The following is a 22,780-nucleotide window of genomic DNA, read 5'->3' as shown; positions in this document are numbered from 1 at the left end:
ATGCGGATACAAAATCAAAAATGCGATTGAATGCCGACGGTCGCCGCCCATTTAGGACTTAATTGCTGACCTGTCACATGTTGATAAACGGGGACTTGCACAAATCCGTAAGCATGGGTCTGTGGTGTAATTTTGTAGCTAAGCCCTGGGCTAATAGATATGCTGCGTCCACCTGAATCGGCGGGTTCTGCATAGATGCCAGAATCGGATGCGCGATGTTGAAAATTTAACTGCAACATGGGCGACAAAGAACTCGTCCATAGCGTGCGAATACCAAGATCAACTCCGACTTTGCGTCCTGGTTTGAAGCCATCACGTTCATGCAGTGGCGCTTCCAAATTTGCCTGCACAAACCAAGTCGTCGCGATATCGGCTAGCACCCTGCGGTAATAAACACTTGCCAATAGATCGTTCGTTCCTGTACCTGGCTGCAAACTTCGTTCAGCCTTCGTTCCAGTTAGATTGGCAATATCAAACTTACCGGTGGCGAGTTTGATTCCCACGTGCGCCCCGACCACCGAAGCGCCACCATCCTTAGTATCTTGCAAGCCTGTTTGATAACGCGCTGTGATACGTGCGTCACCAATTTGACGAAAATTCCAGCTAACCGGCAGCCCTGCCTCTGCGTGTTGATGGCGTCGATCAATGAAAGGAATGGCAGCAGATACGCCCCAGTTTTCGTTAATGCCATGATCCAGATTAAACAACCAACGGCGACTATCCGTTTCCTGTTCCGCATTACGCGCTTCGAACCCAGTCAAATCGATTTTTTTCGGCCCACGCATTAACTGATCTTGGCGCACCGTTTCATAACGTAGGTCATAGCGATAGCCACGATCCATCCAAGCACCTTGCACCGCCCAATCGGTATTCACCAAACAAAAGCTACTACCGCAGGATGCCTGCGCGAACTCAGAATAACTGAGCAAATGAACCATCGACCAAACTAAAGCGATTGCCTTCAACGGCACTAATTGATTATTGAATTTCATGTTTTTTATCGGAGTTAAAGAAGCTATTTTTCTCTTCACGTCGAATGCAGGGCGAGTTCACCTTCCACTCTAATTAAGAGTGAAAGGTGAACAAGAGAACGCGGCTAAATCAAGCGGCTAGCGCATGTGTCGCAATTTTGTGCTGGTGAAAATCCAAGCCCTTACTACGAATATTGCTGGGCGTCGTTTTTTCTATCACTTGCTGTTTGCGCAAACTAGCTAGGACACGGCAAACCGTTTCAGGTGTTGAGTGAACGATTTCAGCTATGTTGCCTAGACTGGGAAGATTGCAAGTTGCCGACACATTAGAGTTAGTCTCAACAACCGACAAAATACGTAACAATCGTTTGATCCGATCTTCGATAGCACCTGTTCGCATGCTCACCACTTCGCGACAACGTTGATGTACCTTATTTAAAGATTCAAGCATGAGTGGCATAAGCTGAGGTGTCTCAACGACATTGAGGGGCGCCAAGCGCACCGGAACTAGCGCACGAATCAGCAAAGACTCATTCAAACCTGCGACGTGTTCCATTCCCAAAATGTCGCCCGCAATTGCCAAGCGAACAAAGTTCAAACTACCATCTTCGCCGATACTATCAATACGCATCGAACCGGATTCAATGCGCCAAAGTAACTGCATATCGCGCGAGCTCAACTCTTCACGCGCCTCAAGATGACGCGTACGACGGTGGGTTAAATGATGTTTCATTTCTTATCCTTCGCCTGCTTCCAACGTAAAAACAAGCAATGCGTTTTAACAAAACCAGAACAGATTGAATTCAGCTCGCCATAGCGCAGCGAGGCCTGATCAAATAGGATCAAACCTGTTCAAGTAACACAAATGGGACTAAGAAATGAGGCGTGGTGGCGCGCGGACAGCGGGCGCCATCCAAGCTGTTTGGGTATGAAAAAAGGTCGAAAGCGGACTATACAATTGCGCGTGTTCCGCCAGAACAAAGGAATAGACAAATTGCGTAACAGCGAGTCCAAAGCTACCTGCGTGCGTCACACAGTAAGAGCAGTGCTCTAGATGCATCGAGATAGGAGCGTCCGCTGGTTTTTCCTTACTTTGGGCAAGAATGCTGCCATCAGCGGCTAGTTTGATCCATATCGAGCCATTAGCCGAACACAATTCTTGCCAAATCCCCGACTCCAACACTTGCGACTGAGAAGTAAAATTAAGTCGCTTACCCGTCTTCAATTCCACTGCTTGAGAAACCAAAGGCATAAGCGTGTTAAGCAGAATCGCAAAGATGGCGATCCAGCTATACAGACGCTGATTTAGTTGGGTTCGTAGCATGGAAACAAAAGAGATTTATGAATCAACACAAAGACAGAAATTCTATCTGTTTGGGAATTTTAACCGATGTCGCCACTGGCTAATTGATTAAAATCAGTTTTTAAATAGGCAAACTGATATTTAAATTCAGAATTCCTGAAAATGACTGTGCCTGTTAACATTTCAATTGGGAGTGCGAATGGGGAAAAACGGGCACAGGGCTAGGCTATCGCTAAAGGAAAGCATCTTTGCAAAGATGCTTCGTTGCGTCAGTGAGCAGCGTGCTGCTCGAAACCTTGACTACACCGTCAAGGCCCGCCGCAGCGAATTTTGGACTGCCGCACTGTAAGCGGCTTGCAACAACGCCATGTGCCCGCGAGTTTATCCAATTCGCCCATTCCCGAAGGGTTCAAGCCAGAACGCATGACGGACAGCGTTGTAGCTCTTGCCGACGCACCAGCCTCGGCGGCGAACTACGCCTTGCGATCCCACCATTTGGCTCGAACGCATCTTCCGATTTAAATGTTAACAGGCCCGAGCTCAGTTTCCTTTGCGGTATCAGCTTTTGCGCACAATGACTTGATGAAGTATTTCAGCCAGTCGAGATCCAAATCAGGCCACACATGATAAGACCGCATAAATCAACAACGAAAAAAATCCAGAAAAACTGACTGCACTTAGCAAAGTTTAGTACATCAATTATTAAGAACGAAAATTCCTAAGATTTCACTCGCATCCAACTTACTTCATCGATTGTCGCTTTTCAAAACGCATCTGAGATACATGTGAGTTCCTCACCCAAATGCTCTCATGCGTTGATGGGTAATGGCGCCTTCGACAACGACAAGGTCATCCATACTGACTTCTCAGCATGGATGACTTGCGCATAATGCGTGAGCGAAATTCTTCAAAAACTGGATTAGCTTCGCTGTTGACGTAGTGCGCTCAATGCACCAAACGTCGCTAAAGCCAAAGCCACACAAGCACCGCTCGGTGCGTCAAAATACCAAGATGCACTAAGTCCTACCGCTGCTGCCGCAATCGTTAAAGCAATCGCTGATCTCAACGACAATCCGCGATGCACCCACAAGGCTGGACTAATCAAGCTGGCGAACACCACAAATAAGCCAAGTATCGGAACTGCCATACTGGCGATCACAGCAAAGAGTGGATAAAAAATCAGATCCTTCTTTAACGATGACTGCGCCAACAACAAAACCAGACCAAGAACGACTGCACAAGCCGCTAATGAAGCGACTTGTGGCCAGCTTGCCCACAGCATGTCGGCAGCCAACAATTCCGCCATTCTTTCCCGACCATGCGCATCGATACGCGCCCCCAATAAAGACAAACTGGCGCCCGCGACATACACTAATCCAATCAAGGCTTCACGCTGAGCTGGCCAGCGTTTTGCCATTCCCGCCACCAAACCTGCACACAGTAGCGCGCCCATCGCTGCGAAAACTTGGGTGGTGACAGCATTCGAATCATGCAACAAGACAGACACCCAAAGTGCCGCTGCGGCGGCAGCTTGCGCCAGCGCCAGATCAATGAAAACTACACCACGCGACAAGACTTGCACGCCCAGCGGTGCTAATGCCATGACCCCAAACGCTAGCGCTAGGATAGGCACTAAAAACCACCACTCCATCATTTGACTTTCACCTTCAGCAAACTATTCACCAGTTGATCGAACCATGTTACTAACGCATCACTTGCTAAGGGATTTTCTGTGGTCGCTGGCAAAATCAGTAATGGTGCTTGAATACCGGTTTGACTAGTCAACCACTTTGCTGCACGCGGATCTTGGTAAGCTGCCACCACCACTGCTTCGACCGGCGTAGCTTGTAGCAAACTCAATTGCCGCTGTAAATGTGCTGGTGTTGGTGCCATCCCTGGTTTCGGTTCCAAATCACTGATTTGCTCGATACCCAGCCAACGCCACAAGTACGCAAAGCTTGTGTGTTGAGACGCTACCCGCATTCCCTTGAGCGTTGCAGCACGCTTCTCCCATTGCTGGACTTGCTGCGACCACATTTGGCTGAATGCTTGTGTACGCTGATTGATCGCCGACGCTTCTTGTGGAAACAGAGTAGCAAAGCGTTTGGACAAGGCCTGCGCCACTTTCAAAAAGCGATGCGGGTCGGTATGAAAATGTGGATTTCCCTCGGCATGCACATCGCCTGAAAATGGTGTTCCAAGCACACCGGGGCGAGGATCAATCATCTCGACCTGTTCTGACGCGAAAAACATGCCTTGCGCACCATTCTGCACCTTTGAATTACCTGCGCGCTGCTGCAACATCGGCAGCCAAGCAGATTCTAATTCGCCCCCTGTGCAAACCGCGACATCCGCACTTCGCAATTGCGCGATCAACGCTGGTCTAGCTTCAATATGATGCGGGTCCTGTTTGGAATGCGTCGCCACATGAATACTCGCATTGGGTAGCAGCACGCGCGTCAATGCTGCCCATTCGGGTTCGCAGGCGAAAACCGTTGTCGTCTGCGCCCCTGCGTTAGCGATAAAGGCACTACTAATAACAGCTATTGGCAATACAGTTTTGAGTTTAAAAAGTATGTGCACCGTGCGCTCCAAAACTAAATATGGTTTGTAGTTGTACTGACCGTTTTGTGAAGTGATCCATTCCATAGGCGTCACGCTGCTGCGCTACTTGCAAACGCACAACTTGGCGATGGCTTTGTTTCCACGCCAAACTCACGCTGTCTTCTTTTAGTCGACCAGCATGAAAGTGATCACCGTGTGGGGTGCTGACTTTCAACCTATCCATACGACCACCGATTTCCCACGATGGATCAAAACGCCACACCAAGCTAATCGAGCTTGCATAGTGTTTATCAGATGGCGTCGCGAACCGATTCAATTGTGAGACACGCGCAAATTCGGCATTGAATTTAATCTGCTCACGTTGATTGTTTCCATCTGGCGACCACTTCCAAGTCAAGTCCGCCATCCACATTTTTTTGCCCTGGAACAGCGCACCGTGGGCGTGATTATGTTCTTCTTCACCATGCTCTTCGCCTTCGTGATCATGATGGTTGTGCTCGTCCTCAAGCAGCGCCTCACGTTTGTTATGAACACGCGACAAACCAACTTGCCAGCTATGCGATAGACCGACGTCACCTCCCAGTTTGGCTGTCAAAGTGCCAATCCCAAACTGCGGGCTTGGTATCGCTTCTTGCACCAATTGTTTGCCACGAAACACCTCTGCACCAAAACTCAAATACAGTGCTGTCGGTGCCGTCCAATTCAGGCGCACGCCATCATCGAACCAATGACCGCCTAGAAATGCACGATACAACAAGGGGCGCTCCGAGAAATCATCGGCATGCGGATGCTGCTCGTTTTGATAGCCAATTTGTGAGCCGAAACGGCCGACACGCGCTTGCAAGCCGAAAGGCAAGACACGCGTTTGCAACCATGCTTCCTCTAATTCAGTTTCAATTTTTTTCTCATGACTATGCGTGGCAACACCAAATTGCGCGCTGAAGTAATCACCTAATGGCCCTTGCGCCATCACGTCACTATGCCCTAAAGCCAAGCCTGACTGACGCTGTCCCAAACCCAATTCCTTGGAGGTATGTGTCACATCAAGGACAGCGCCTAGCTTCCAATCCTTCATCTGTGCCATCGCCGGCGCACTCAGCAAAAAGCCAGTGCATATCAATACTTTTTTCATCGACTAATCCCCACCCATAATGCCGTAGCGGGAACAAAGCTCAAATCGCGGCGAGCCGATACGCTGGCTGATGCAGTGTTGAAATGGATAAGTTGGCGCGCAACAGGATCGGTGAAATAAATTTCATCTTTTGCACCGTTTGCACTAATCGCAGGCCAAGGCGCAGCAGCCGGCATGCTAGGAATTAATCCGACAATGCGCGATACATTGCTCCAAGTCGTACCTTGACGCTGGAGAATGCTGAGATTCCCTTTGCTATCCAAAATGTAGAAACGGTTGCCGCTGCGGTCAAAGCCAGAAGCGCGCTGTACCGTACCGTTTTCCCAACCGGCAATCGTGATTGCCGTCGCACTCGCGTTAGTTCCAGCAATGCTGTAGAAACGCGTTGTCACTGGCGCTGGCGCCGCACCTTCAGATCCGATGGCGATGAATTGCTCCGGCGCTTTGACATGTCCCATCAAGGTTCCAATACGAATTGGTGTCGGAATTTTCTTGTCGGCGACCGTATTTGGTCCAGTATGTTCAATTAACATGACGCCATCCATACAACCCACAGCAGTGAATTTACCCGCTGTAAAACTACCATGCATGCCATTGCAACGTGTAGCCAGTTGCCGATCTGAAGTATAAGTATTGCCATTGCGTTGATATAGCTGCACATGCGTCGGTAAGGTATCGCTCGCATCGGCAGCGCGACTAACGCTGAGAATTTTATTGTCGATAGGCTCTGCAAAACCGTGAATAGAAAAGTTCAAATCGAAACCTGCTGCAACCGCGCCGCTAGCAATCGACGCATCGGTAATTAATCGAACGCTGGAATTCTTAATTGGGGTAACGGTGCTATCACCATCAAAAAATATCGCAGCTTGTTTGCCAACTTGAACGTCATAATGGGTTGGACGAGAACCAGCTAATTTCCAACTCATGAGCTTTGATCCCAGCTTGTAATCATGTAAGTGATTTACATGATCTTCCTGCCAAACACCACCATCAACAAACTGCACCAAATCTTGCGCGCGTTGAGTTGCAACGACATAGCGACCATTCGGGCTAGGGTACAAACTAGCGCCGGCATTATCCAATTGATGTGTAGCCTCGGTAACGTGATTATCCAAATCGCGCAAAATCAGATTTTTACTGTCTTTCTCTGCAATCGCAAGGCGCCCTGCTGTATCAATCGTAACTGCAGCATCGTCCTTCTTCTCTGGCGCAGCACTATCACCTCCACCACAAGCCGACAGCAAACTTGCCAAGCTGAGCGCAAGTAAGGTTTTTACTGGCTGGAACTTAATTTTTTGTTTCATTAACAACTCTCCTTAATCTTTTATTTCAATATTAGATAAAACGAATGCGGGGTGAACACTTGGTGTTGATCATGGTGTTCGAAGCAGGTTTCAACGACAGCTAAAACTCTGCTAAATTTGAAAATAAGCCGACGATAAGCAACAAATAGTTATATTTAAGAGATTTTTAGCAAAGATAATCAATTCAACAGAATTGCGGCAATGCAGTCTATTTCAGATATACACATCTTTATTGCTAGACTAAATTACAGCACCAATTTGCAACAGGGTTGCATAATAGAGCAAAAAAAATTTTCATGCAACACAGTTGCATTTAATTTTCCACTCCACTAAAATTCACCAATTGCAACTGTGTTGCAGTAATTTTTATCGGATCAAGGCGAGCAGCACTCGCTATGAAGTTTATTTTTGATAAATAAACACTGCCCTCCGCAAACATAAATCCAAGGAATTAACGTTGAAGCTCTTAATTAAAATCGGCGACTATCTCGGTGTAATAGCATCCGCACTCTGCCTACTGCACTGCGCCTTAACTCCGATCGCTTTGCTGATTCCCTTCCTCACGCAAATTCCTCATCACGATGACTTCCACATTTGGATGATCGCGGTGGTCGCCTTGCCTATCGTTTTTTCCTTACTACCTGGTTTTGCTCAACATCGACAAGCGGTGGTTCTGTTGTTTGGATTGACTGGTTTTATTTGTTTTGCGGTATCGGTCTTTTGGGTCGGTCCGCGCTATGGCGAATTAGCCGAACTGATTCTGGCGAGTATTGGAGGCGTCAATTTAATCATTGCACACGTCAAAAATCGTGGCTATTGCAAAGCCTGCGCAATGTCTCACTCATCGCTCGGCGAACGAGTTTCAAGAAACAACAACACGTAATACCGACTTCGTTTTCTCTCAAAATTGAGGCTACACATGACATCTACCCTACTTCCTGTCACGGTTTTATCCGGCTTCCTAGGGGCTGGTAAAACAACTTTGCTCAATCATATTTTGAACAACCGTGAAGGCCGCCGCGTTGCTGTGATTGTCAACGATATGTCTGAAGTGAATATCGATGCAGACTTGGTACGCGAAGGTGGCGCACAGTTATCGCGTGCAGAAGAAAAGCTGGTTGAAATGAGCAATGGTTGCATCTGCTGTACTTTGCGAGAAGACCTTTTAATCGAGATTCATCGCTTAGCACAAGAAGGTCGCTTTGATTACCTTTTGATCGAATCGACTGGTATCTCAGAACCGATGCCGGTGGCAGAGACTTTTACTTTCCGCGATGAAGAAGGACGTAGTCTTTCCGACATCGCCCGTCTCGACACAATGGTGACGGTTGTCGATGCGTTTAACTTTTTACGCGATTACAAATCGACTGATTCGCTACAGGAACGTGGTGAATCCATGGGTAACGAAGATGAACGCAATGTCGTTGATCTGTTAATTGAACAAATCGAATTTTGTGATGTGATCGTGCTCAATAAAGCCGACCTCGTTAGCCAAACCGAATTCGAAGAACTGCATGCCATTCTGCATAGTTTGAATCCACGTGCAGATATCGTTCCCGCAAGTTTCTCAAGAGTTGATTTAGATCGCGTCTTAAACACCAAACGATTTAATTTTGAACAAGCATCCGCCGCTCCTGGTTGGCTAAAAGAAATGCGTGGCGAGCATATTCCAGAGACAGAAGAATACGGTATTCGCAGTTTTGCCTATCGTGCACGCCGTCCATTTCATCCACAACGATTTTGGCAAAAAATTCACCAAGGCATGCCCGGGGTTATTCGTTCTAAAGGTTATTTTTGGCTAGCGACACGGATGGAATTAGCAGGAGAATGGTCGCAAGCTGGCAGCATTTGTCGTCATCATGCGGCAGGCTTATGGTGGTCCGCAGTTGAGCGTGCTGAATGGCCACAAGATCAAGAATATCTTGATCGCATTCTTAATAAATCGATTGCGCCATATGGTGATCGACGCCAAGAATTGGTCTTTATCGGTATCCAAATAGATCAAGAAGCGCTGTCCTCAGAATTAGACCAATGCTTACTCACCGATGCAGAAATGCAAATGGGTGAAGCTATGTGGAAAAATTTTGCGGATCCATTTCCAGCGTGGATCGATGATGAGGGTGACGCAGAAATCGATTCAGAAGTCGAGGGTGAACATGCTTGACCTTGCCGATTCTAGCGTGAACGCTACAAGTATATTGGGTCAATCACTTTCACCAATTTTTGATGAGAAAGGATTGATTCCATGCGTCACACAAGAACTACATAGCAAACGGGTCCTGCAATTTGAGTGGATGGATAGACGTGCATATGAACGCACGATTCAAACTGGATTGGCTCACTATTTTATTAACCATCGTCGCGGTATTTGGCGTCGCTATCCAAGACCAGTAGGTCGATATCTTGTCAAAGAAATTCTCTTGAACGAAGATCAAAACTGTTTATTGCTCATCGTCGATACATCGCACGAAATTTCACACAGTACATCGCATAACAACGGCAACGCCACCATCGTCAATTCCAGCTTTCATCGTGAATTTGATTGGCAGGATTAGGGCTACAAGCAATCGCTTAAACACATAGTTAGATCGTAATACTGATTTAAGAAACAAGAGACACAATGATTGATTTTAATTTTATCTTTCGCAAATATAGAGGTGCAGCAATTGGCTTATTCTTTGCATCCCATTGTCTTGCACCAGTACCGGTCATTGCACAGCAAAAAACGCCATTACATGCGCATGTCCATGGGCAAGCGCAATTGCAGCTGGCGATCGATCAAACGCAATTGAGCATGAGTTTTTCTAGTCCGCTCGACAATTTCCTCGGCTTTGAACGCGCACCGAAAGACGATGCAGAGCAAGAAAAAGTTAAACAACTTTTACATCAGCTAAACAATCCATTAGCGTGGTTTAAATTAAGCGACACTGCGGAATGCCAAATCAAGCAATTAGAAATTGATGCGCCTGCACTCACTGGCAAACAGAAGAGTGACGAGCAAAAAAAACATGGCGACTTGCGCTTTGAATTAGATTTGCATTGCAAAAATCCACAACAGCTTCGCAGCATAACGGCGTTGGTGCTGAACCAATACAAAGGCATCAAGCGATTAAAGTTGGAAGTAGTTGCAGCAATAGCACAAACAACGGCACAAGCAACTGCACAAACAAGTGTTCAACACGCCAAAACACTACACCACGATGACGCAAGTTTTGTTTGGTAAGTTTTGGTGCTATTGATGAAATCTCCAACTAGCATACAAATGCAGAACCCAAACATGGCTGAATCAAACCTAGTGCAAGATGCGGGCGCAGATCTCGTGCCAAGCTGCCCACAGCATCTAAGCGAGAAGACCCAGCCTTTACTGCAAATAAGTGATATGCAGTTCAAATGGAAGTCGACAGATTCTCAAACAGAAGCGGCGCAGGTACAGATCTCCACATTCACACTCTCACGAGACGAACGCGTTTTTATTCACGGCCCCAGTGGATGTGGCAAGAGCACTTTGCTGAGTTTATGTGCTGGCATTTTGGAACCAAATAGTGGCAGCATTCGTCTCTTAGGCCAAAACATCAATACCTTAAAAAAGGCACAGCGCGATCAATTCCGCGTTGATCATTTGGGCATCATCTTTCAGCAATTTAATCTTATTCCTTATCTTGACTTGATCAGCAATGTCATGCTGCCGTGTCAGTTCTCTGCCCGACGATTACAGGCGGCATGTGCGACCACAGGTAGCAATCAAATAAGCGCTGCGATTGCGACTGAAGCAGTTAAGCATTTATTGGAACAATTAGGCATTGCACCATCGCATTGGAATAAGCCCGCTGGCAATTTAAGTATCGGTCAGCAACAACGTGTTGCCGCTGCACGTGCCTTAATTGGCAACCCACAATTGATCATCGCGGACGAACCGACTTCCGCTCTGGATGAAGCACATCAGCGTGATTTTATGGAATGTTTAATCACGCAATGTCGCTCCTCATCAGCCGGCTTGATATTTGTTAGCCATGATCTGCGCCTTACCAGTTTCTTTGATCGTCAAGTGAATTTCCTCGAATGGCAAACCAAAGCATGAAATCACCTCTTGGATACAGCTGGCGTGTGCTAGTAAAGATAGCCTTGCAGAGTGCATTGAACCGTCGTTACACATTGAGTTTAGTCGTGTTTGTGATTGCAATCTCTTGCACCCTATTACTGACGGTCGAGCGGGTTCGACAAGATGCACGCACTAGCTTCTCACAATCAATTGCTGGTACAGATTTAATCATCGGTGCTAGAACCAGCCCAATTCAATTGATGCTGTACTCGGTGTTTCGCATTGGCGATGCGAGTAACAATATACGTTGGGAAAGTTATCAATCAATCGCTCGCCATCCTGCAATTGCTTGGACGGTGCCAATTTCTTTAGGAGACTCACATCGCGGATTTCCTGTCCTTGGTACCAGTGCTGCCTACTTTGAACATCTGCGTTATGGTCAACAACAAAAGCTGCGCTTACGTGCGGGTAGCTTCTTTCAAGACGGTGCAGATCACGTCTTTGGCGCGGTTATCGGTGCAGAGATTGCGCAACAACTCAGCTATCAAATCAATGACGAGATTACTTTAAGTCATGGGATGGATGCGCAACAAGCACTGGAACATGCCGACAAAGCCTTTCGTGTGATCGGCATCTTAGAGCGAACTGGCACACCCGTTGATCGCACCGTACACGTCAACCTACAAGCCATTGAAGCTCTGCATCTAGATTGGCAAGCAGGTGCGCCCATTCCACAATTTTCGATTGCGGCCGAACATGTGCGTAAGTTCGATCTAGAACCGCAACAAATCACGGCGGCACTGATTGGCTTAAAAAATCGTAGTGCTGTTTTTCGTGTTCAACGCTCGATCAATAATTTTGGCGAAGAAGCTTTACTAGCGGTGATTCCAGGTGTTGCGCTTGATGAGTTATGGCAAATGTTAAGTCAGGTAGAGCAGCTTCTTTTTGGTATTGCAGCACTGGTCGGCTTAATTAGCTTTTGCAGTTTGATCGCAGTGATCTCTGCCAGCTTAAACGAACGTCGGCGCGAATTAGCGATATTGCGCGCCGTTGGCGCAAGTCCCGTCCACATTGCCATCTTATTGTTGGTAGAAAGCGCAATGCTCAGTCTAATAGGTATTGCTTGTGGTGTGCTTTTAGTGGATTTGTTAAGCCTACTTGGTAGTGCACATTTACAAAACCATTTCGGTATTTCACTGCAACTTAGCTTGATTCGTAGTAGTGAAATAGGCTCACTCGCCCTACTCCTCGGTGCCGGTTTATTGGCGGGAATGATTCCAGCTTGGCGCGCCTATCGATATACGCTCAATGACGGTCTGTCGAATCGGCTATAGCAAATTGAATTTAACTTTCACTGAATAATATGAAAATATCCGTAAAGCTCGTAAGCGTCGTTATCCTCATTACCCTAGGTGTCATCGCTTGTATTCTCGCGCTGTCTGAACTAAGCATGGCGCAGACCAAAGAAATCGACAGCCTGAAAAAAAGCAGCACACAAAAAGCAAATTCCAATCATGACACCAACAAAACCTACCAAGTTGGTGATCGGCTAAAACCAAATAATCAAGCCAAGTCGGCGACGCTGGATACAACAAGCAAGACTACTAGATTTAAGACCATCTCATGGGAAGAACTCATTCCCGCTGACTGGGACCCCAGTGCTGATTTTAAGAACATGGATCTTGGCAATTTTAACGATGCAGATCCACGTGCAATTTCTGCGCTTCAAAAACTCAGAAAAGCTTGGGACAACGCGCCAACCAATCCTTTGCTCAATCAACAGCAAATACGAATTCCTGGCTTCGTTGTTCCACTCGATATCGAGAACGGCAAGGTAGGCGCTTTTCTGTTAGTCCCCTATTTTGGTGGATGTCTACATACACCACCGCCGCCAGCTAACCAAATTATCGAAGTTCAATTAGCACAGGCGCAACCGATCAAGACTATGGATGCCGTTTGGGTTTCTGGTCAGCTTGAAAGTGTTCGCAGCCAAACCGAACTTGGCACCGCGGGCTATCGACTCAATGCGGTCAAAGTCACACCTTATAAAGAAACGAATCGACGCTAAGTCTTCAACCTTTTTTTACCACTATTAGTCATAACATTTCCTACATTGCTTAATATGAAACCATCAACCAATACCGCGTTCGCTTTACTACTCGCTAGTCTCTATCCACAACTATCTAGCGCGCAGGCGACATCCGATAGTCTATCAAACCTTAAAAGCGACGAAGCAGTAAGCACAACAGCGCATAAGGCGTCGTCCGAAAGAGTTAATGAGATTGAACCGCAGCAAGTTCACATTCAAGGCCACAAACAATATCGACAATTATCTGTTGCAGGTGCTACCAAGACGGATAGTTTATTGATCGCACTACCGATCAGTGCCCGTGTACTTAGTGCCGAACTATTACATGATACCGGTGCAACCACACTACGCGACGCATTGGATTTGAGTAGTGGCATACAACGTCAAAGCAATCTTGGTGGTTTATGGGATAGCTATGCGATGCGCGGTTTTACTGGCGATCCCAATTTTGGCTCTGACTATATGGTTAATGGTGTCAACTCTAGTCGTGGCTATAACGGCGTGCGTGACAATGCCAATACCTACGCGATTGAAGTGTTAAAGGGACCAGCCTCTGCTTTATATGGACGTGGAGAACCTGGTGGCACAATCAATATTTTGACGAAGAAACCACGTTTCGATAATGCATTTCAAATGGATTTTCAGCTAGGTAGCTTTCAAGAAAAACGTCTCGCTGTCGATTTAACTGGTCCTATCAATCAACAATTCGCATATCGACTCAATCTCGCGCGCGAATCGAGCAATAGCAGCCGCGACTATCTCAACAGTGACAAACTCTTTGTCGCGCCGTCTATGCTTTGGCGTATCAATGATCACACCACACTATCCTATGAAATCGAAGCAAGTGAACAAAAATCGCCATTTGATCGCGGTGTAGTTGCGATCAAAGGTCAACTAGGAGTCTTACCTAATTCACGTTTTTTAGGTGAGCCAGGCGATGGTCGCATGCAAGTCAAATCGCTGGGACATCAAGTATTTTTTCAACACGATTTGAATTCACAGTGGGTATTGCAGTCTGGCTTATCTTATCGCGACAGCGAAATTCAAGGTTACTCGACAGAAGCTAGTACCCTGCTTGCGGATAATGAGACTTTGCGTCGTCAACGACGTTATCGCGATTTTTCCGCTTCCGATCGTAGCGCTAGAATTGAATTAGCTGGCAAACATACTATCGCTGGTATCCAACACCAAAGCTTATTTGGTATCGAGCACGTGCAATTTGCCGACGAGCGTGTACAACTGCGACGCAATCCTTCCAATAGCAATCCGTATAGCATCAATATTTTTCGACCTGTATATGGAAAACAAGCAGATCCACTAGCGCTCTCCATCAACACCAAAGAAAATCAAGAAGCCAATGCGCTCTACTTTCAAGATCAAATTGATTGGAATGCGCAATGGAAAACATTGATAGGTATGCGCATAGATCGCTACCAACAAGGCGTAGAAAATCGTCGCTCAGCAGTGGTAAATCAACAATCCTTGCAATCGCATAGTCCGCGTATTGGCGTCGTCTACCAATCGGCTCCGCATCTTGCATTCTACTTATCAGCATCTAAAGGATTCCGACCCAACAGTGGCGTCAGTATTAACAACACTGCCTTCCAAGCTGAACAGAGCGATTCTTACGAGTTAGGTATGAAGTGGGAAAATCCGCAAAAAAATCTTTCTAGTACGATTGCAGTTTTTAATATCGACAAAAAGAATGTCCTAACGACCAACCCCGTTAACACCGACTTTTCGGTCACAGCTGGAGAACTCAATAGCAAAGGATTAGAACTTGACCTCGAAGGCGAACTCAATACAAACCTAAAACTAGCCGCTGCCTATGCTTACACCGACGCCAAGGTCAGTCGCGGAGACAATTTAATTTTGACAGGCAGTCGTTTTCCTAACGTGCCACGTCACAGTGGCAATCTGGTTCTCAAACAAAACTTTCAGTTGGCAGGCCAAACAAGTGGAGTAGGATTGGGCATACAGTACATCGGAGAACGATACGGCGACGTTGCTATCAGTAGTCAATTTGTGCTACCAGCTTATACGACCGTCAAGCTGTTGGCCGACTACCGCATCAATCGTCAGATGCAATTAAATCTTCAAGTGAATAATCTATTCAACCGCCAATACTATGCTAGCGCTTATAGCCAATTATGGGTGCAACCTGGCAGTGAACGACAAGTGCGTGTGAACTTGCGTGTATCGCTTTGATTTACTGGCATCGTTCAATAAATGAGAAATACAATTTGGACGAGACTCATTTCGTCCAAATTGTGATTTTAGGATTCACTATTTTAGGAAGGATTTTGAGCTGAATTTAAGGTGCAATTTCAGTTTAAATCACACTCAAACTTCATCCCAATCAACAAACTACTATGACTACCAGCAACAACCTACGCAATAGAATTAGCGCAATTGATAGCCTACGTGGAATGATCATGTTACTGATGCTCGTTGATCATGTAAGAGAAACGATTTATTTACACAAACAAGTCGCCGATCCGATGCTGGTTGAGCAAACCGATCCTGCGCTTTTCTTTACCCGTTTTAGTGCACATTTTTGCGCCCCGATTTTTGTTTTTCTAGCGGGACTATCTGCGTGGCTATACGCCCATCCAGCACACCTACATGGTGGGCAGCGTGACGCCACCGGCTTCTTAGTAAAGCGTGGTGCGTTTCTCATCTTATTAGAATTCACCATCATCAACTTTGCTTGGTCGGGTCACTTCCCGCCAAACATCTGGTATCTGCAAGTCATTTGGGTGATAGGTTTAGCGATGATCAGCTTAGGCTTGCTACACAAGTTACCGCTGCCTTTATTGTTTAGCATTGGCTTATTGATCGTCGCTGGACACAATAGTATTAGCGATATCAAACTAAGTCCAGACCATCCTGCTTACACGATTTGGACAGTGATGTTTCAACGTGGCTTTTTACTTGAGCCATTTAATATGATTAAAATTAGTTACCCGCTACTGCCTTGGATAGGCATCATACTAATTGGCTATTGTTGTGGGCCGCTATATCAGCAGACGATCCAAAGTAAACAACGGCAAACTTATCTGTTGGCGATTGGATGTGGCGCGCTTGCGGCCTTATTACTACTACGTAGCTTCAATATCTATGGAGAAAATCAAGCGTGGCAACAGCATCAAGATATTGTCATAACTGTGATGTCATACTTAAATTTCCAAAAATATCCACCGTCTTTGCTATTTAGCTTACTCACGATTGGCTCTGGCTTGATTTGTCTTGCTTGGTTAGAACGGCGCCAATCTCGCTTTACAGAATTTTGCGCAGATATTGGCGCTGCACCGATGTTCTATTACATCTTGCATTTGTACTTGCTATTGATTTTGCAAACGATCTTAGTAAAAGTATTTGGCGCCAATCATGGTGCGCGGTTTGGCGTAGAACATGTCTGGCAAGTATGGCTTTGTGCAGCATTGTTAGTGCCTGTGCTGTACTACCCTTGCCGACAATTTGCGCGATATAAACGTCAAAGCAAACAAGCTTGGATACGTTATTTGTGAAATACAAAGATGAATCGACGCATCGTAAATGACGATGCGTCGATACTACTGGCTGCGCTGCGATGAGCAGTATACAGCGTTCATTCAGCCAACTCCTTGCCGAATCAACGCATAGTCAGCTCAGAGTCAACTCAGCGACGATTCAAATCATCAATAGCATCGATCACCATACTGGTGCCAATCGCAATCAACAGAATGTCATTTGCTACGCGTACATATTTATGACCAGAAGGTGGTGCGCCAATGACAGAAATAACGCGTTGAGGCACATCCTCATAAATCACGTCTCTAGGCAAAGCGGCACCACGTTTCCATTTTTTGGCTTGGCCAGGTGGCAAACATCCATTCTGTTTTTTGGCTAAGCCTGGTGGACAGCCTTTACTGCGAAATTCATTGGTGTAGTAATCAACCACGAGTGTTCGTTGTTGCGACGTGAAATAATGACTCGCTACTTGGCGTTCGCCTCTATCACTTTGACGTCGATCATCGTCACGGTCTTCTTGTCTATCATGTTTATCGTGCTTGTCATGTTTATCATGACCCTTACCATGCTTTTGGTCCGACTTACCTTGATCGAGACTCAGCCAACTTGGTTGTTTGGCGATCGTCGGTGCAGAAATCAGCATGGCGCCAAGTGCAATACACAAGGCTTTACGTACGTTCATTGAAGATTTCATCATTTGTCTCCTAATACTTAAAAGTCCATCATAGACCTAACATAGAGTCGCGTCCAGTTACGAATAGTCTTGATCAATTCTAAAATTGATCACTTTATTCATCTAGCCAAGCGATCCAACCACGCCTGAATTTCAGGTACACGTTCTCGTTTGAGCTTGATTTTATACTCAATCGCTGCGATCACGGATTGCAGTTCACCACGCGCACTCTGATCTAAATTGGCGTCGGCGTATGCATTAAGCTTGCTAATCATTTGTGGATTGGATGAACTATTTGCCAGTGATGGGAAGAAGCGGCTACGTGATGTGGCATCCACTCGGTCATTCACTTTCGCCATATTGGCAATCGCAAAATCAAATGCCATATCAGGATGATTTGCCGCAACTTGTCGAATCATCGCGGCACTTGTGGTCAATCCTGGTTCTTCGGTCAAAGCTAAATCCAATGCGCGTTTCGCTAAGATTTTGTCCTCGCTTGCGGCAAGCAATTCATAGAGGTTTTGTTTTACCAATGCCGATTTTTCTGCTTTAGCTTTTTCATGCAAAATCTGCCACGTAGCACTGTCAGCGTGCTCTGCAACAATCCCCAAAATGAGTAAACGTAAAGCTGCTGGTGCTGCACTAGCATCACTATCCATCACCGCAAAACGTCGACGCGCTTCGGCTAATACGCTGGGCTCGCCCATACTTCCCAATACAGAAATCATCGCCGCACGTGTATTCGCAGTCTGTTCAGCTTCGTTTTCTTGCGCTTGCCAACCTAGCTGCTGCATTAGCGGCAATAGGCGTTGGAACGCCCATTGTTGGAAGACTTTTTGACGCGTTGGATCGTCCTGCAAATATGCATGAATCGTCGAAAAAACATTGGCGATTTGGTTCCACACATGCGGACTCATATCTGCCGATAAGTTTTTCGCCAAATCTAAATAAGCATCAATCGATTGATGCCCAGTCAAACCCAGATTCCAGCTATCTGACAAAATTCCAAGCTGATCGATCGCACCAATATCACTAAAGTTTTTGCGCAACTCGGTAAAAACTCGCGGAGCATAAAGTGTACGGTAATATCCCATTTGACCTGCGTTGACCACGACGGGGCCGCAAGCGGGCAACTGCAAACTCGCTTTACCATTGACGACCAAGGTGTTACCGATCACCTTGGTTCCTGCCACTTGTGCCACTACCGGCACGCGCCAATGCAAAGGTTTCTTATTCGGTAAGTCCTTTGAAAACTCACCCTGACGCAAGCTAATAATCGATTTTCCGTTTTTGCAAACGACATCATCCACATAAATTAAAGGTACACCAGCTTGTTCAGTAAAGTCTTTGGCGATTGCCACGATAGGCTTGCGTGCCGCCTTTTCCACTTGTTTCCACAAGTCGCGCGATTGTGTGTTGCTGTACGCATGCGTGCGCATATATGAGCGCACTGCTTGTCGCCATGCATCGGCACCGACATAGTTCTCTAACATGCGAATCACCGCCTCACCTTTTTGGTAAGTGATGCTATCAAACGCTTGACTAGCTTGATCGACCGTTTCGATTTTTTGTACAACCGGATGAGTGCTCGCCAATGCATCTAAGGCAATCGCCTGTTCACGAACCGAAATTGCATTAAACTCTGGCTGCCACTCGGGATGCAATCGCATCATGGTTCGGTTTTCCATCCACGACGCAAAGCCTTCGTTTAACCATAAATCATCCCACCATTGCATAGTCACCAAATTACCAAACCATTGATGTGCAGCTTCATGTGCTGCCGTGACAAATGCGAGTTGTTTATCCGCTTGCGTTGAAAAGCTTGGATCAAGCAAGATCGAGCTTTCAAAGGTAAAAATCGCGCCCCAGTTTTCCATCGCACTAAAGAACTGGCTTTGTCCTGGTGCAGCAATATTATCTAATTTTGGCAGAGGATAACGGGTGCCGAAGTAGTCATTAAATTCACGCAAAATCCCTTTCGACTCTTCCAACACATAACGGGCTTGATCGAGGCTACCACGTTTCGCAATCACGCCGATTTCTGTACCATCCGCCATCACAGTGGCGCGTTCAAAATCGCCCACACTTAAGAATAAAAGATATGTCGACATCTTGGGCGACTTCGCAAACTTGACCACGCTAAATCCATCACCAAGGTCGGTACGCGATAAGACGGGCATATTGCTCACCGCCATGTGCGCCTGCGGTACGATCATCTCGACGTTGAAGGTGGCTTTGTGAACAGGCTCATCCCAAGAAGGAATCACACGTCGCGCATCCGAATTTTCGAACTGTGTATACAGCGCTCGTTGCTTGCCTTGTGGACTATCGTAATCGAGTGAAAATAATCCCACCGCTTGCGTGCCGATTAGCCCATCGTATTCAAGTTCTAGTCTGTATTGGGCGGGCTTTAAGCGCTGCGAAAACGTGAACGTAGCGGTTTGCTGATCTGCGTTGATCTCCACCTTTGCATCATCGCTAATGCTTTTGCCGTTCTCGTCTAGTAAGCGTATTTTCTTAAAAGTGAGATCCGTCGCATTCAGTGTGATGCTGTGACTGGCGTTCAATACCATTAAACGTATGCCGACTTTTGCTGAGAAGCGCGCCTGTGCTGCATCTGGCTTGATGGATACATCGTAATGAATCGGCCTTACATGGCGCGGTAGCTGGGTGTTTACTTTGCGATAATCGACCTTAGCGGATGCGATGTCAGGTGCCGCAATGGCAGGTGTGAACATGCTGCCTAGCAAGCTGCATACAGCCAACGATATCAAATGACGATTCATTTTCCCTTATCTCTCTATTTAATTTATTTTTTTGCTCAGTTACTTCAACTTAACAAGCCTAGATCGCATCAACTATTCCAAACTTGCGATGTTTAATCTAAGCTCGCGGTACGATAAGGATTGACCTCGGCAGCACCAACCGCGCTCGCTTGATTGCCCCAAGCATTACGGATATAAGTGAGCACCAGCGCGACTTCGGTATCGGTTAAAAATGGCGCGAATGGTGGCATGCTGTATGGACGTGGGTTGCCTTTGGTCACAGGAGAAAAACCACCCGCCAAAATAATGCGAATTGGATTACTCAGCGACTCCATTTGCAAAGAAGGATTGCCCTTAAGCGCTGGATAAATGCCAGCTTGCCCTTCGCCATTTTTACCGTGGCAATCAATACATTGCGCACGATAAATGGTCTCACCGGCTTCCATCATTTGCAGCATTTGCTCTTTCGATACGCTTGGTCTCGCAATTGCTCTATCCAAAAAATCGGGTGCGGTTTTTTCTTGCGGTGGCAACGATCGCAAATAATTCGCCATCGCTGCCGCATCTTGATCCGTTAAATATTGCAGACTCGCTTTAACCACTTCTGCCATCGGGCCATTCACACTTGATTGACGATTAACGCCATGCTGCAAAAGCTGACTTAAATCCACCGCACTCCAAGTCGACAAATTGAGTTCATGTTTCGCTACCAAAGAAGGCGCATACCAACGAATCCCCGCCATCTCACCACCAGAGAAATCATCGCTGCCTTTATTCGCACCAAACTGATTACGACTACTATGACAGGCGCTGCAATGCGCTAACCCTCGTACCAAATAGGCGCCACGATTCCATTCTTGGCTTTGCGCTGGCTGATAAGCTAACTCACCCGGTTTGAAATACAGCGCTCGCCACAATGCCAAGCCAGCGCGCTGATTGTAGGGAAATACCAAACGATGTTCGAGATTTTGTTGAACAACCGCAGGCTGGCTCTGCAAATAGGCAAATATCGCATCTGCATCCGCTCGACTAATATGCGTGTAATTTACAAACGGAAAGGCTGGATACAACAACTGCCCTTGCTTGCCACGTCCATTATGTAATGCATTCCAAAAATCCTCGGCAGTCCAATTACCAATACCGGTCTGCTTATCTGGTGTGATATTCGGCGTAATGAATTGACCAAATTCCGATTCCATCACGCGACCTCCAGCAAACGCTGCACCACCGCGTGTCGTATGACATGCCATGCAATCCGCAATTTTGCTTAAGTAAGCGCCGCGTTCCAAAATCGCGTTCGATGCATGGCGAGATGCTACTTGCTCGGCTTCATTACTAAGTTGGGTGTCCTGCTTACTCTGACTATCCTGCGAATGACTACTTTGCTTATCTTTACTCAAATCAGAATAAGCATCACCAAGACGATAACCATGCAAGGCAATCAAGACCAGTAGCAGCAATAGCGATACAATCAAGATTGCGCTGAATTTGAGCACCTTCTTAGCAAGGCTTGTTTTGTTCTTTTCGATAGCGTGACTCATGGCTTCATACTCCCGCAAGCAATTGGCAAGCTAAAATCTTTGCTTGCAGTAATCGCCTTAGTATCGACTGGCATCGTCTGCGCCGCGAGCCAAGCTGAGACAGCCGCAATGTCACTTGCATCTAATTGTTTAGCAACGGTTTGCATACAATCTGGTGCTGCGGCGTGACGACTACCGGTTTTCCAAGCACCTAACTGCGCTACCAAATAATCGCGCGGAAGACCAAGCAAACCAGGAATAAATGGCGCTACACCCGTCATCTTGTCGCCGTGGCAGGCGATACACGCTGGCAGCTTGCGCTCTGCATCACCAACTTTCACCAAGTAGCGACCACGCTCCATTTCGATAGGCGTAGCTTGACTCGTTTGTGGAGCGGCATACGGTGGATTTAAACTCGCAAAGTAATCGGCGATCTCTTGCAGATACACGTCATTCATGTGCGAGACCATATATGTCATCAACGGATAAACACGTTTTCCATCACGGAAATGGCGCAATTGATTCAACAAATAACCAGCTGGCTTGCCCGCAATACGCGGATAAAAACCATCACTTGTCGCCCGCCCTTCTTGACCATGGCACGCGACACAAGCTTTGACTCTTTGTTGCAGACTATCCAATTTTGTCACGGCTTGCGCATTTATAGTTTGTACACTTTTTTCCACTACTTGAGCATGGGCTTGATGGCTAAATCCCGCTAAAAAAATCAATCCAAAACTAATCGCGTGTCTCAGTTTTAAGATAAATGTTGTGGCGACGACCTTAGCCCTAGTCATTCGCTTAGTTCCTGATTCTGCTGCAAGGCCAGCAACTGCAAACAGTTTTTGTTCCATCATCATCTTTTCTATTCTTAAATCAAAAACGCTTGATATTTGCATGCCACCA

20 protein-coding genes are annotated in these 22,780 nt (G+C 46.5%); 9 read left to right on the top strand and 11 right to left on the bottom strand.

Going from position 1 to position 22,780, the window contains the following annotated elements; genetic code table 11:
• Positions 1–14: 14 nt before the first annotated feature.
• From KDM92_RS09665 to KDM92_RS09635, 7 genes are all read right to left on the bottom strand, one after another.
• Complete coding sequence (locus KDM92_RS09665) at positions 15–992, bottom strand: hypothetical protein (protein ID WP_212684151.1); 978 nt, start codon at positions 990–992, stop codon at positions 15–17.
• A gap of 109 nt (positions 993–1,101) precedes the next feature.
• Positions 1,102–1,704 carry a Crp/Fnr family transcriptional regulator gene (locus KDM92_RS09660; protein WP_212684150.1) on the bottom strand — a complete coding sequence of 201 codons (603 nt, stop codon included), beginning with the start codon at positions 1,702–1,704 and terminating at the stop codon, positions 1,102–1,104.
• Between the two features lie 138 nt (positions 1,705–1,842).
• Entirely contained in the window at positions 1,843–2,295 is a 453-nt protein-coding gene (locus KDM92_RS09655; protein ID WP_212684149.1) for a DUF2946 domain-containing protein, read from the bottom strand.
• 898 nt (positions 2,296–3,193) lie between these two features.
• Complete coding sequence (locus KDM92_RS09650; protein WP_212684148.1) at positions 3,194–3,928, bottom strand: ABC transporter permease family protein; 735 nt, start codon at positions 3,926–3,928, stop codon at positions 3,194–3,196.
• Positions 3,925–4,857: a metal ABC transporter solute-binding protein, Zn/Mn family gene (locus KDM92_RS09645; RefSeq protein WP_329603147.1), complete on the bottom strand. Its 933-nt coding sequence runs from the start codon at positions 4,855–4,857 to the stop codon at positions 3,925–3,927. The genes KDM92_RS09650 and KDM92_RS09645 overlap by 4 nt, the downstream gene beginning before the upstream one ends.
• Positions 4,841–5,971 carry a hypothetical protein gene (locus KDM92_RS09640; protein ID WP_212684146.1) on the bottom strand — a complete coding sequence of 377 codons (1,131 nt, stop codon included), beginning with the start codon at positions 5,969–5,971 and terminating at the stop codon, positions 4,841–4,843. The genes KDM92_RS09645 and KDM92_RS09640 overlap by 17 nt, the downstream gene beginning before the upstream one ends.
• Positions 5,968–7,275 (bottom strand): hypothetical protein, encoded by a 1,308-nt coding sequence (locus tag KDM92_RS09635; RefSeq protein ID WP_212684145.1) that lies wholly within the window; start codon positions 7,273–7,275, stop codon positions 5,968–5,970. Before KDM92_RS09635 ends, KDM92_RS09640 begins: the two co-directional genes overlap by 4 nt.
• Positions 7,276–7,732: 457 nt before the next feature.
• On the opposite strand from KDM92_RS09635, the gene KDM92_RS09630 reads away from it, so the two are divergent.
• The 9 genes from KDM92_RS09630 to KDM92_RS09590 all read left to right on the top strand — a co-directional run bounded on the left by KDM92_RS09630 (position 7,733) and on the right by KDM92_RS09590 (position 16,933).
• On the top strand, positions 7,733–8,158 hold the full coding sequence (locus KDM92_RS09630) for a MerC domain-containing protein (RefSeq protein WP_212684144.1): 426 nt from the start codon (positions 7,733–7,735) through the stop codon (positions 8,156–8,158).
• A 36-nt stretch (positions 8,159–8,194) separates the two neighbouring features.
• Positions 8,195–9,439: a zinc metallochaperone GTPase ZigA gene (gene zigA, locus KDM92_RS09625; RefSeq protein ID WP_212684143.1), complete on the top strand. Its 1,245-nt coding sequence runs from the start codon at positions 8,195–8,197 to the stop codon at positions 9,437–9,439.
• The gene (locus KDM92_RS09620; protein WP_212684142.1) at positions 9,432–9,830 is read left to right on the top strand and encodes a phosphoribosyl-AMP cyclohydrolase; all 399 of its coding nucleotides are present in this window, start codon (positions 9,432–9,434) and stop codon (positions 9,828–9,830) included. The genes zigA and KDM92_RS09620 overlap by 8 nt, the downstream gene beginning before the upstream one ends.
• Positions 9,831–9,895: 65 nt before the next feature.
• Positions 9,896–10,498 (top strand): ZrgA family zinc uptake protein, encoded by a 603-nt coding sequence (locus KDM92_RS09615; protein ID WP_212684141.1) that lies wholly within the window; start codon positions 9,896–9,898, stop codon positions 10,496–10,498.
• Positions 10,499–10,513: 15 nt separating this feature from the next.
• Positions 10,514–11,353 (top strand): ABC transporter ATP-binding protein, encoded by an 840-nt coding sequence (locus KDM92_RS09610; protein WP_230408273.1) that lies wholly within the window; start codon positions 10,514–10,516, stop codon positions 11,351–11,353.
• The gene (locus KDM92_RS09605) at positions 11,335–12,648 is read left to right on the top strand and encodes an ABC transporter permease (protein ID WP_230408272.1); all 1,314 of its coding nucleotides are present in this window, start codon (positions 11,335–11,337) and stop codon (positions 12,646–12,648) included. Before KDM92_RS09610 ends, KDM92_RS09605 begins: the two co-directional genes overlap by 19 nt.
• Positions 12,649–12,677: 29 nt before the next feature.
• Complete coding sequence (locus tag KDM92_RS09600; RefSeq protein WP_212684140.1) at positions 12,678–13,382, top strand: DUF3299 domain-containing protein; 705 nt, start codon at positions 12,678–12,680, stop codon at positions 13,380–13,382.
• Between the two features lie 54 nt (positions 13,383–13,436).
• On the top strand, positions 13,437–15,611 hold the full coding sequence (locus tag KDM92_RS09595) for a TonB-dependent siderophore receptor (protein WP_212684139.1): 2,175 nt from the start codon (positions 13,437–13,439) through the stop codon (positions 15,609–15,611).
• A gap of 164 nt (positions 15,612–15,775) precedes the next feature.
• Positions 15,776–16,933, top strand: coding sequence for an acetyltransferase domain-containing protein (locus tag KDM92_RS09590; protein WP_212684138.1), 1,158 nt, complete (start codon positions 15,776–15,778; stop codon positions 16,931–16,933).
• A 131-nt stretch (positions 16,934–17,064) separates the two neighbouring features.
• Here KDM92_RS09590 and KDM92_RS09585 read toward each other — a convergent pair whose 3' ends face one another.
• From KDM92_RS09585 to KDM92_RS09570, 4 genes are all read right to left on the bottom strand, one after another.
• Entirely contained in the window at positions 17,065–17,610 is a 546-nt protein-coding gene (locus KDM92_RS09585; protein WP_230408270.1) for a DUF1236 domain-containing protein, read from the bottom strand.
• 98 nt (positions 17,611–17,708) lie between these two features.
• Positions 17,709–20,375, bottom strand: coding sequence for a M1 family metallopeptidase (locus tag KDM92_RS09580; protein WP_212684137.1), 2,667 nt, complete (start codon positions 20,373–20,375; stop codon positions 17,709–17,711).
• Between the two features lie 92 nt (positions 20,376–20,467).
• Positions 20,468–21,895 (bottom strand): cytochrome c, encoded by a 1,428-nt coding sequence (locus KDM92_RS09575; protein WP_212684136.1) that lies wholly within the window; start codon positions 21,893–21,895, stop codon positions 20,468–20,470.
• Positions 21,892–22,731: a c-type cytochrome gene (locus KDM92_RS09570; protein ID WP_329603146.1), complete on the bottom strand. Its 840-nt coding sequence runs from the start codon at positions 22,729–22,731 to the stop codon at positions 21,892–21,894. Before KDM92_RS09570 ends, KDM92_RS09575 begins: the two co-directional genes overlap by 4 nt.
• Positions 22,732–22,780: the final 49 nt, after the last annotated feature.

Origin of the sequence: Affinundibacterium baiyunense, from assembly GCF_018139645.1 — a bacterium.
GTDB classification, from domain to species: domain Bacteria; phylum Pseudomonadota; class Gammaproteobacteria; order Burkholderiales; family Burkholderiaceae_D; genus Undibacterium; species Undibacterium baiyunense.
This window is presented reverse-complemented; position numbering and strand designations above follow the sequence as displayed.

Excerpts from the sequence above, each read along its gene's own strand:
- zigA (WP_212684143.1), top strand. The coding sequence starts at position 8,195 with ATGACATCTACCCTACTTCCTGTCACGGTTTTATCCGGCTTCCTAGGG.
- KDM92_RS09620 (WP_212684142.1), top strand. The coding sequence starts at position 9,432 with ATGCTTGACCTTGCCGATTCTAGCGTGAACGCTACAAGTATATTGGGT.
- KDM92_RS09605 (WP_230408272.1), top strand. The coding sequence starts at position 11,335 with ATGGCAAACCAAAGCATGAAATCACCTCTTGGATACAGCTGGCGTGTG.
- KDM92_RS09660 (WP_212684150.1), bottom strand. The coding sequence starts at position 1,704 with ATGAAACATCATTTAACCCACCGTCGTACGCGTCATCTTGAGGCGCGT.
- KDM92_RS09570 (WP_329603146.1), bottom strand. The coding sequence starts at position 22,731 with ATGATGGAACAAAAACTGTTTGCAGTTGCTGGCCTTGCAGCAGAATCA.
- KDM92_RS09635 (WP_212684145.1), bottom strand. The coding sequence starts at position 7,275 with ATGAAACAAAAAATTAAGTTCCAGCCAGTAAAAACCTTACTTGCGCTC.
- KDM92_RS09655 (WP_212684149.1), bottom strand. The coding sequence starts at position 2,295 with ATGCTACGAACCCAACTAAATCAGCGTCTGTATAGCTGGATCGCCATC.
- KDM92_RS09640 (WP_212684146.1), bottom strand. The coding sequence starts at position 5,971 with ATGAAAAAAGTATTGATATGCACTGGCTTTTTGCTGAGTGCGCCGGCG.
- KDM92_RS09580 (WP_212684137.1), bottom strand. The coding sequence starts at position 20,375 with ATGAATCGTCATTTGATATCGTTGGCTGTATGCAGCTTGCTAGGCAGC.
- KDM92_RS09575 (WP_212684136.1), bottom strand. The coding sequence starts at position 21,895 with ATGAGTCACGCTATCGAAAAGAACAAAACAAGCCTTGCTAAGAAGGTG.
- KDM92_RS09615 (WP_212684141.1), top strand. The coding sequence starts at position 9,896 with ATGATTGATTTTAATTTTATCTTTCGCAAATATAGAGGTGCAGCAATT.
- KDM92_RS09595 (WP_212684139.1), top strand. The coding sequence starts at position 13,437 with ATGAAACCATCAACCAATACCGCGTTCGCTTTACTACTCGCTAGTCTC.
- KDM92_RS09650 (WP_212684148.1), bottom strand. The coding sequence starts at position 3,928 with ATGATGGAGTGGTGGTTTTTAGTGCCTATCCTAGCGCTAGCGTTTGGG.
- KDM92_RS09585 (WP_230408270.1), bottom strand. The coding sequence starts at position 17,610 with ATGAAATCTTCAATGAACGTACGTAAAGCCTTGTGTATTGCACTTGGC.
- KDM92_RS09600 (WP_212684140.1), top strand. The coding sequence starts at position 12,678 with ATGAAAATATCCGTAAAGCTCGTAAGCGTCGTTATCCTCATTACCCTA.
- KDM92_RS09610 (WP_230408273.1), top strand. The coding sequence starts at position 10,514 with ATGAAATCTCCAACTAGCATACAAATGCAGAACCCAAACATGGCTGAA.
- KDM92_RS09590 (WP_212684138.1), top strand. The coding sequence starts at position 15,776 with ATGACTACCAGCAACAACCTACGCAATAGAATTAGCGCAATTGATAGC.
- KDM92_RS09665 (WP_212684151.1), bottom strand. The coding sequence starts at position 992 with ATGAAATTCAATAATCAATTAGTGCCGTTGAAGGCAATCGCTTTAGTT.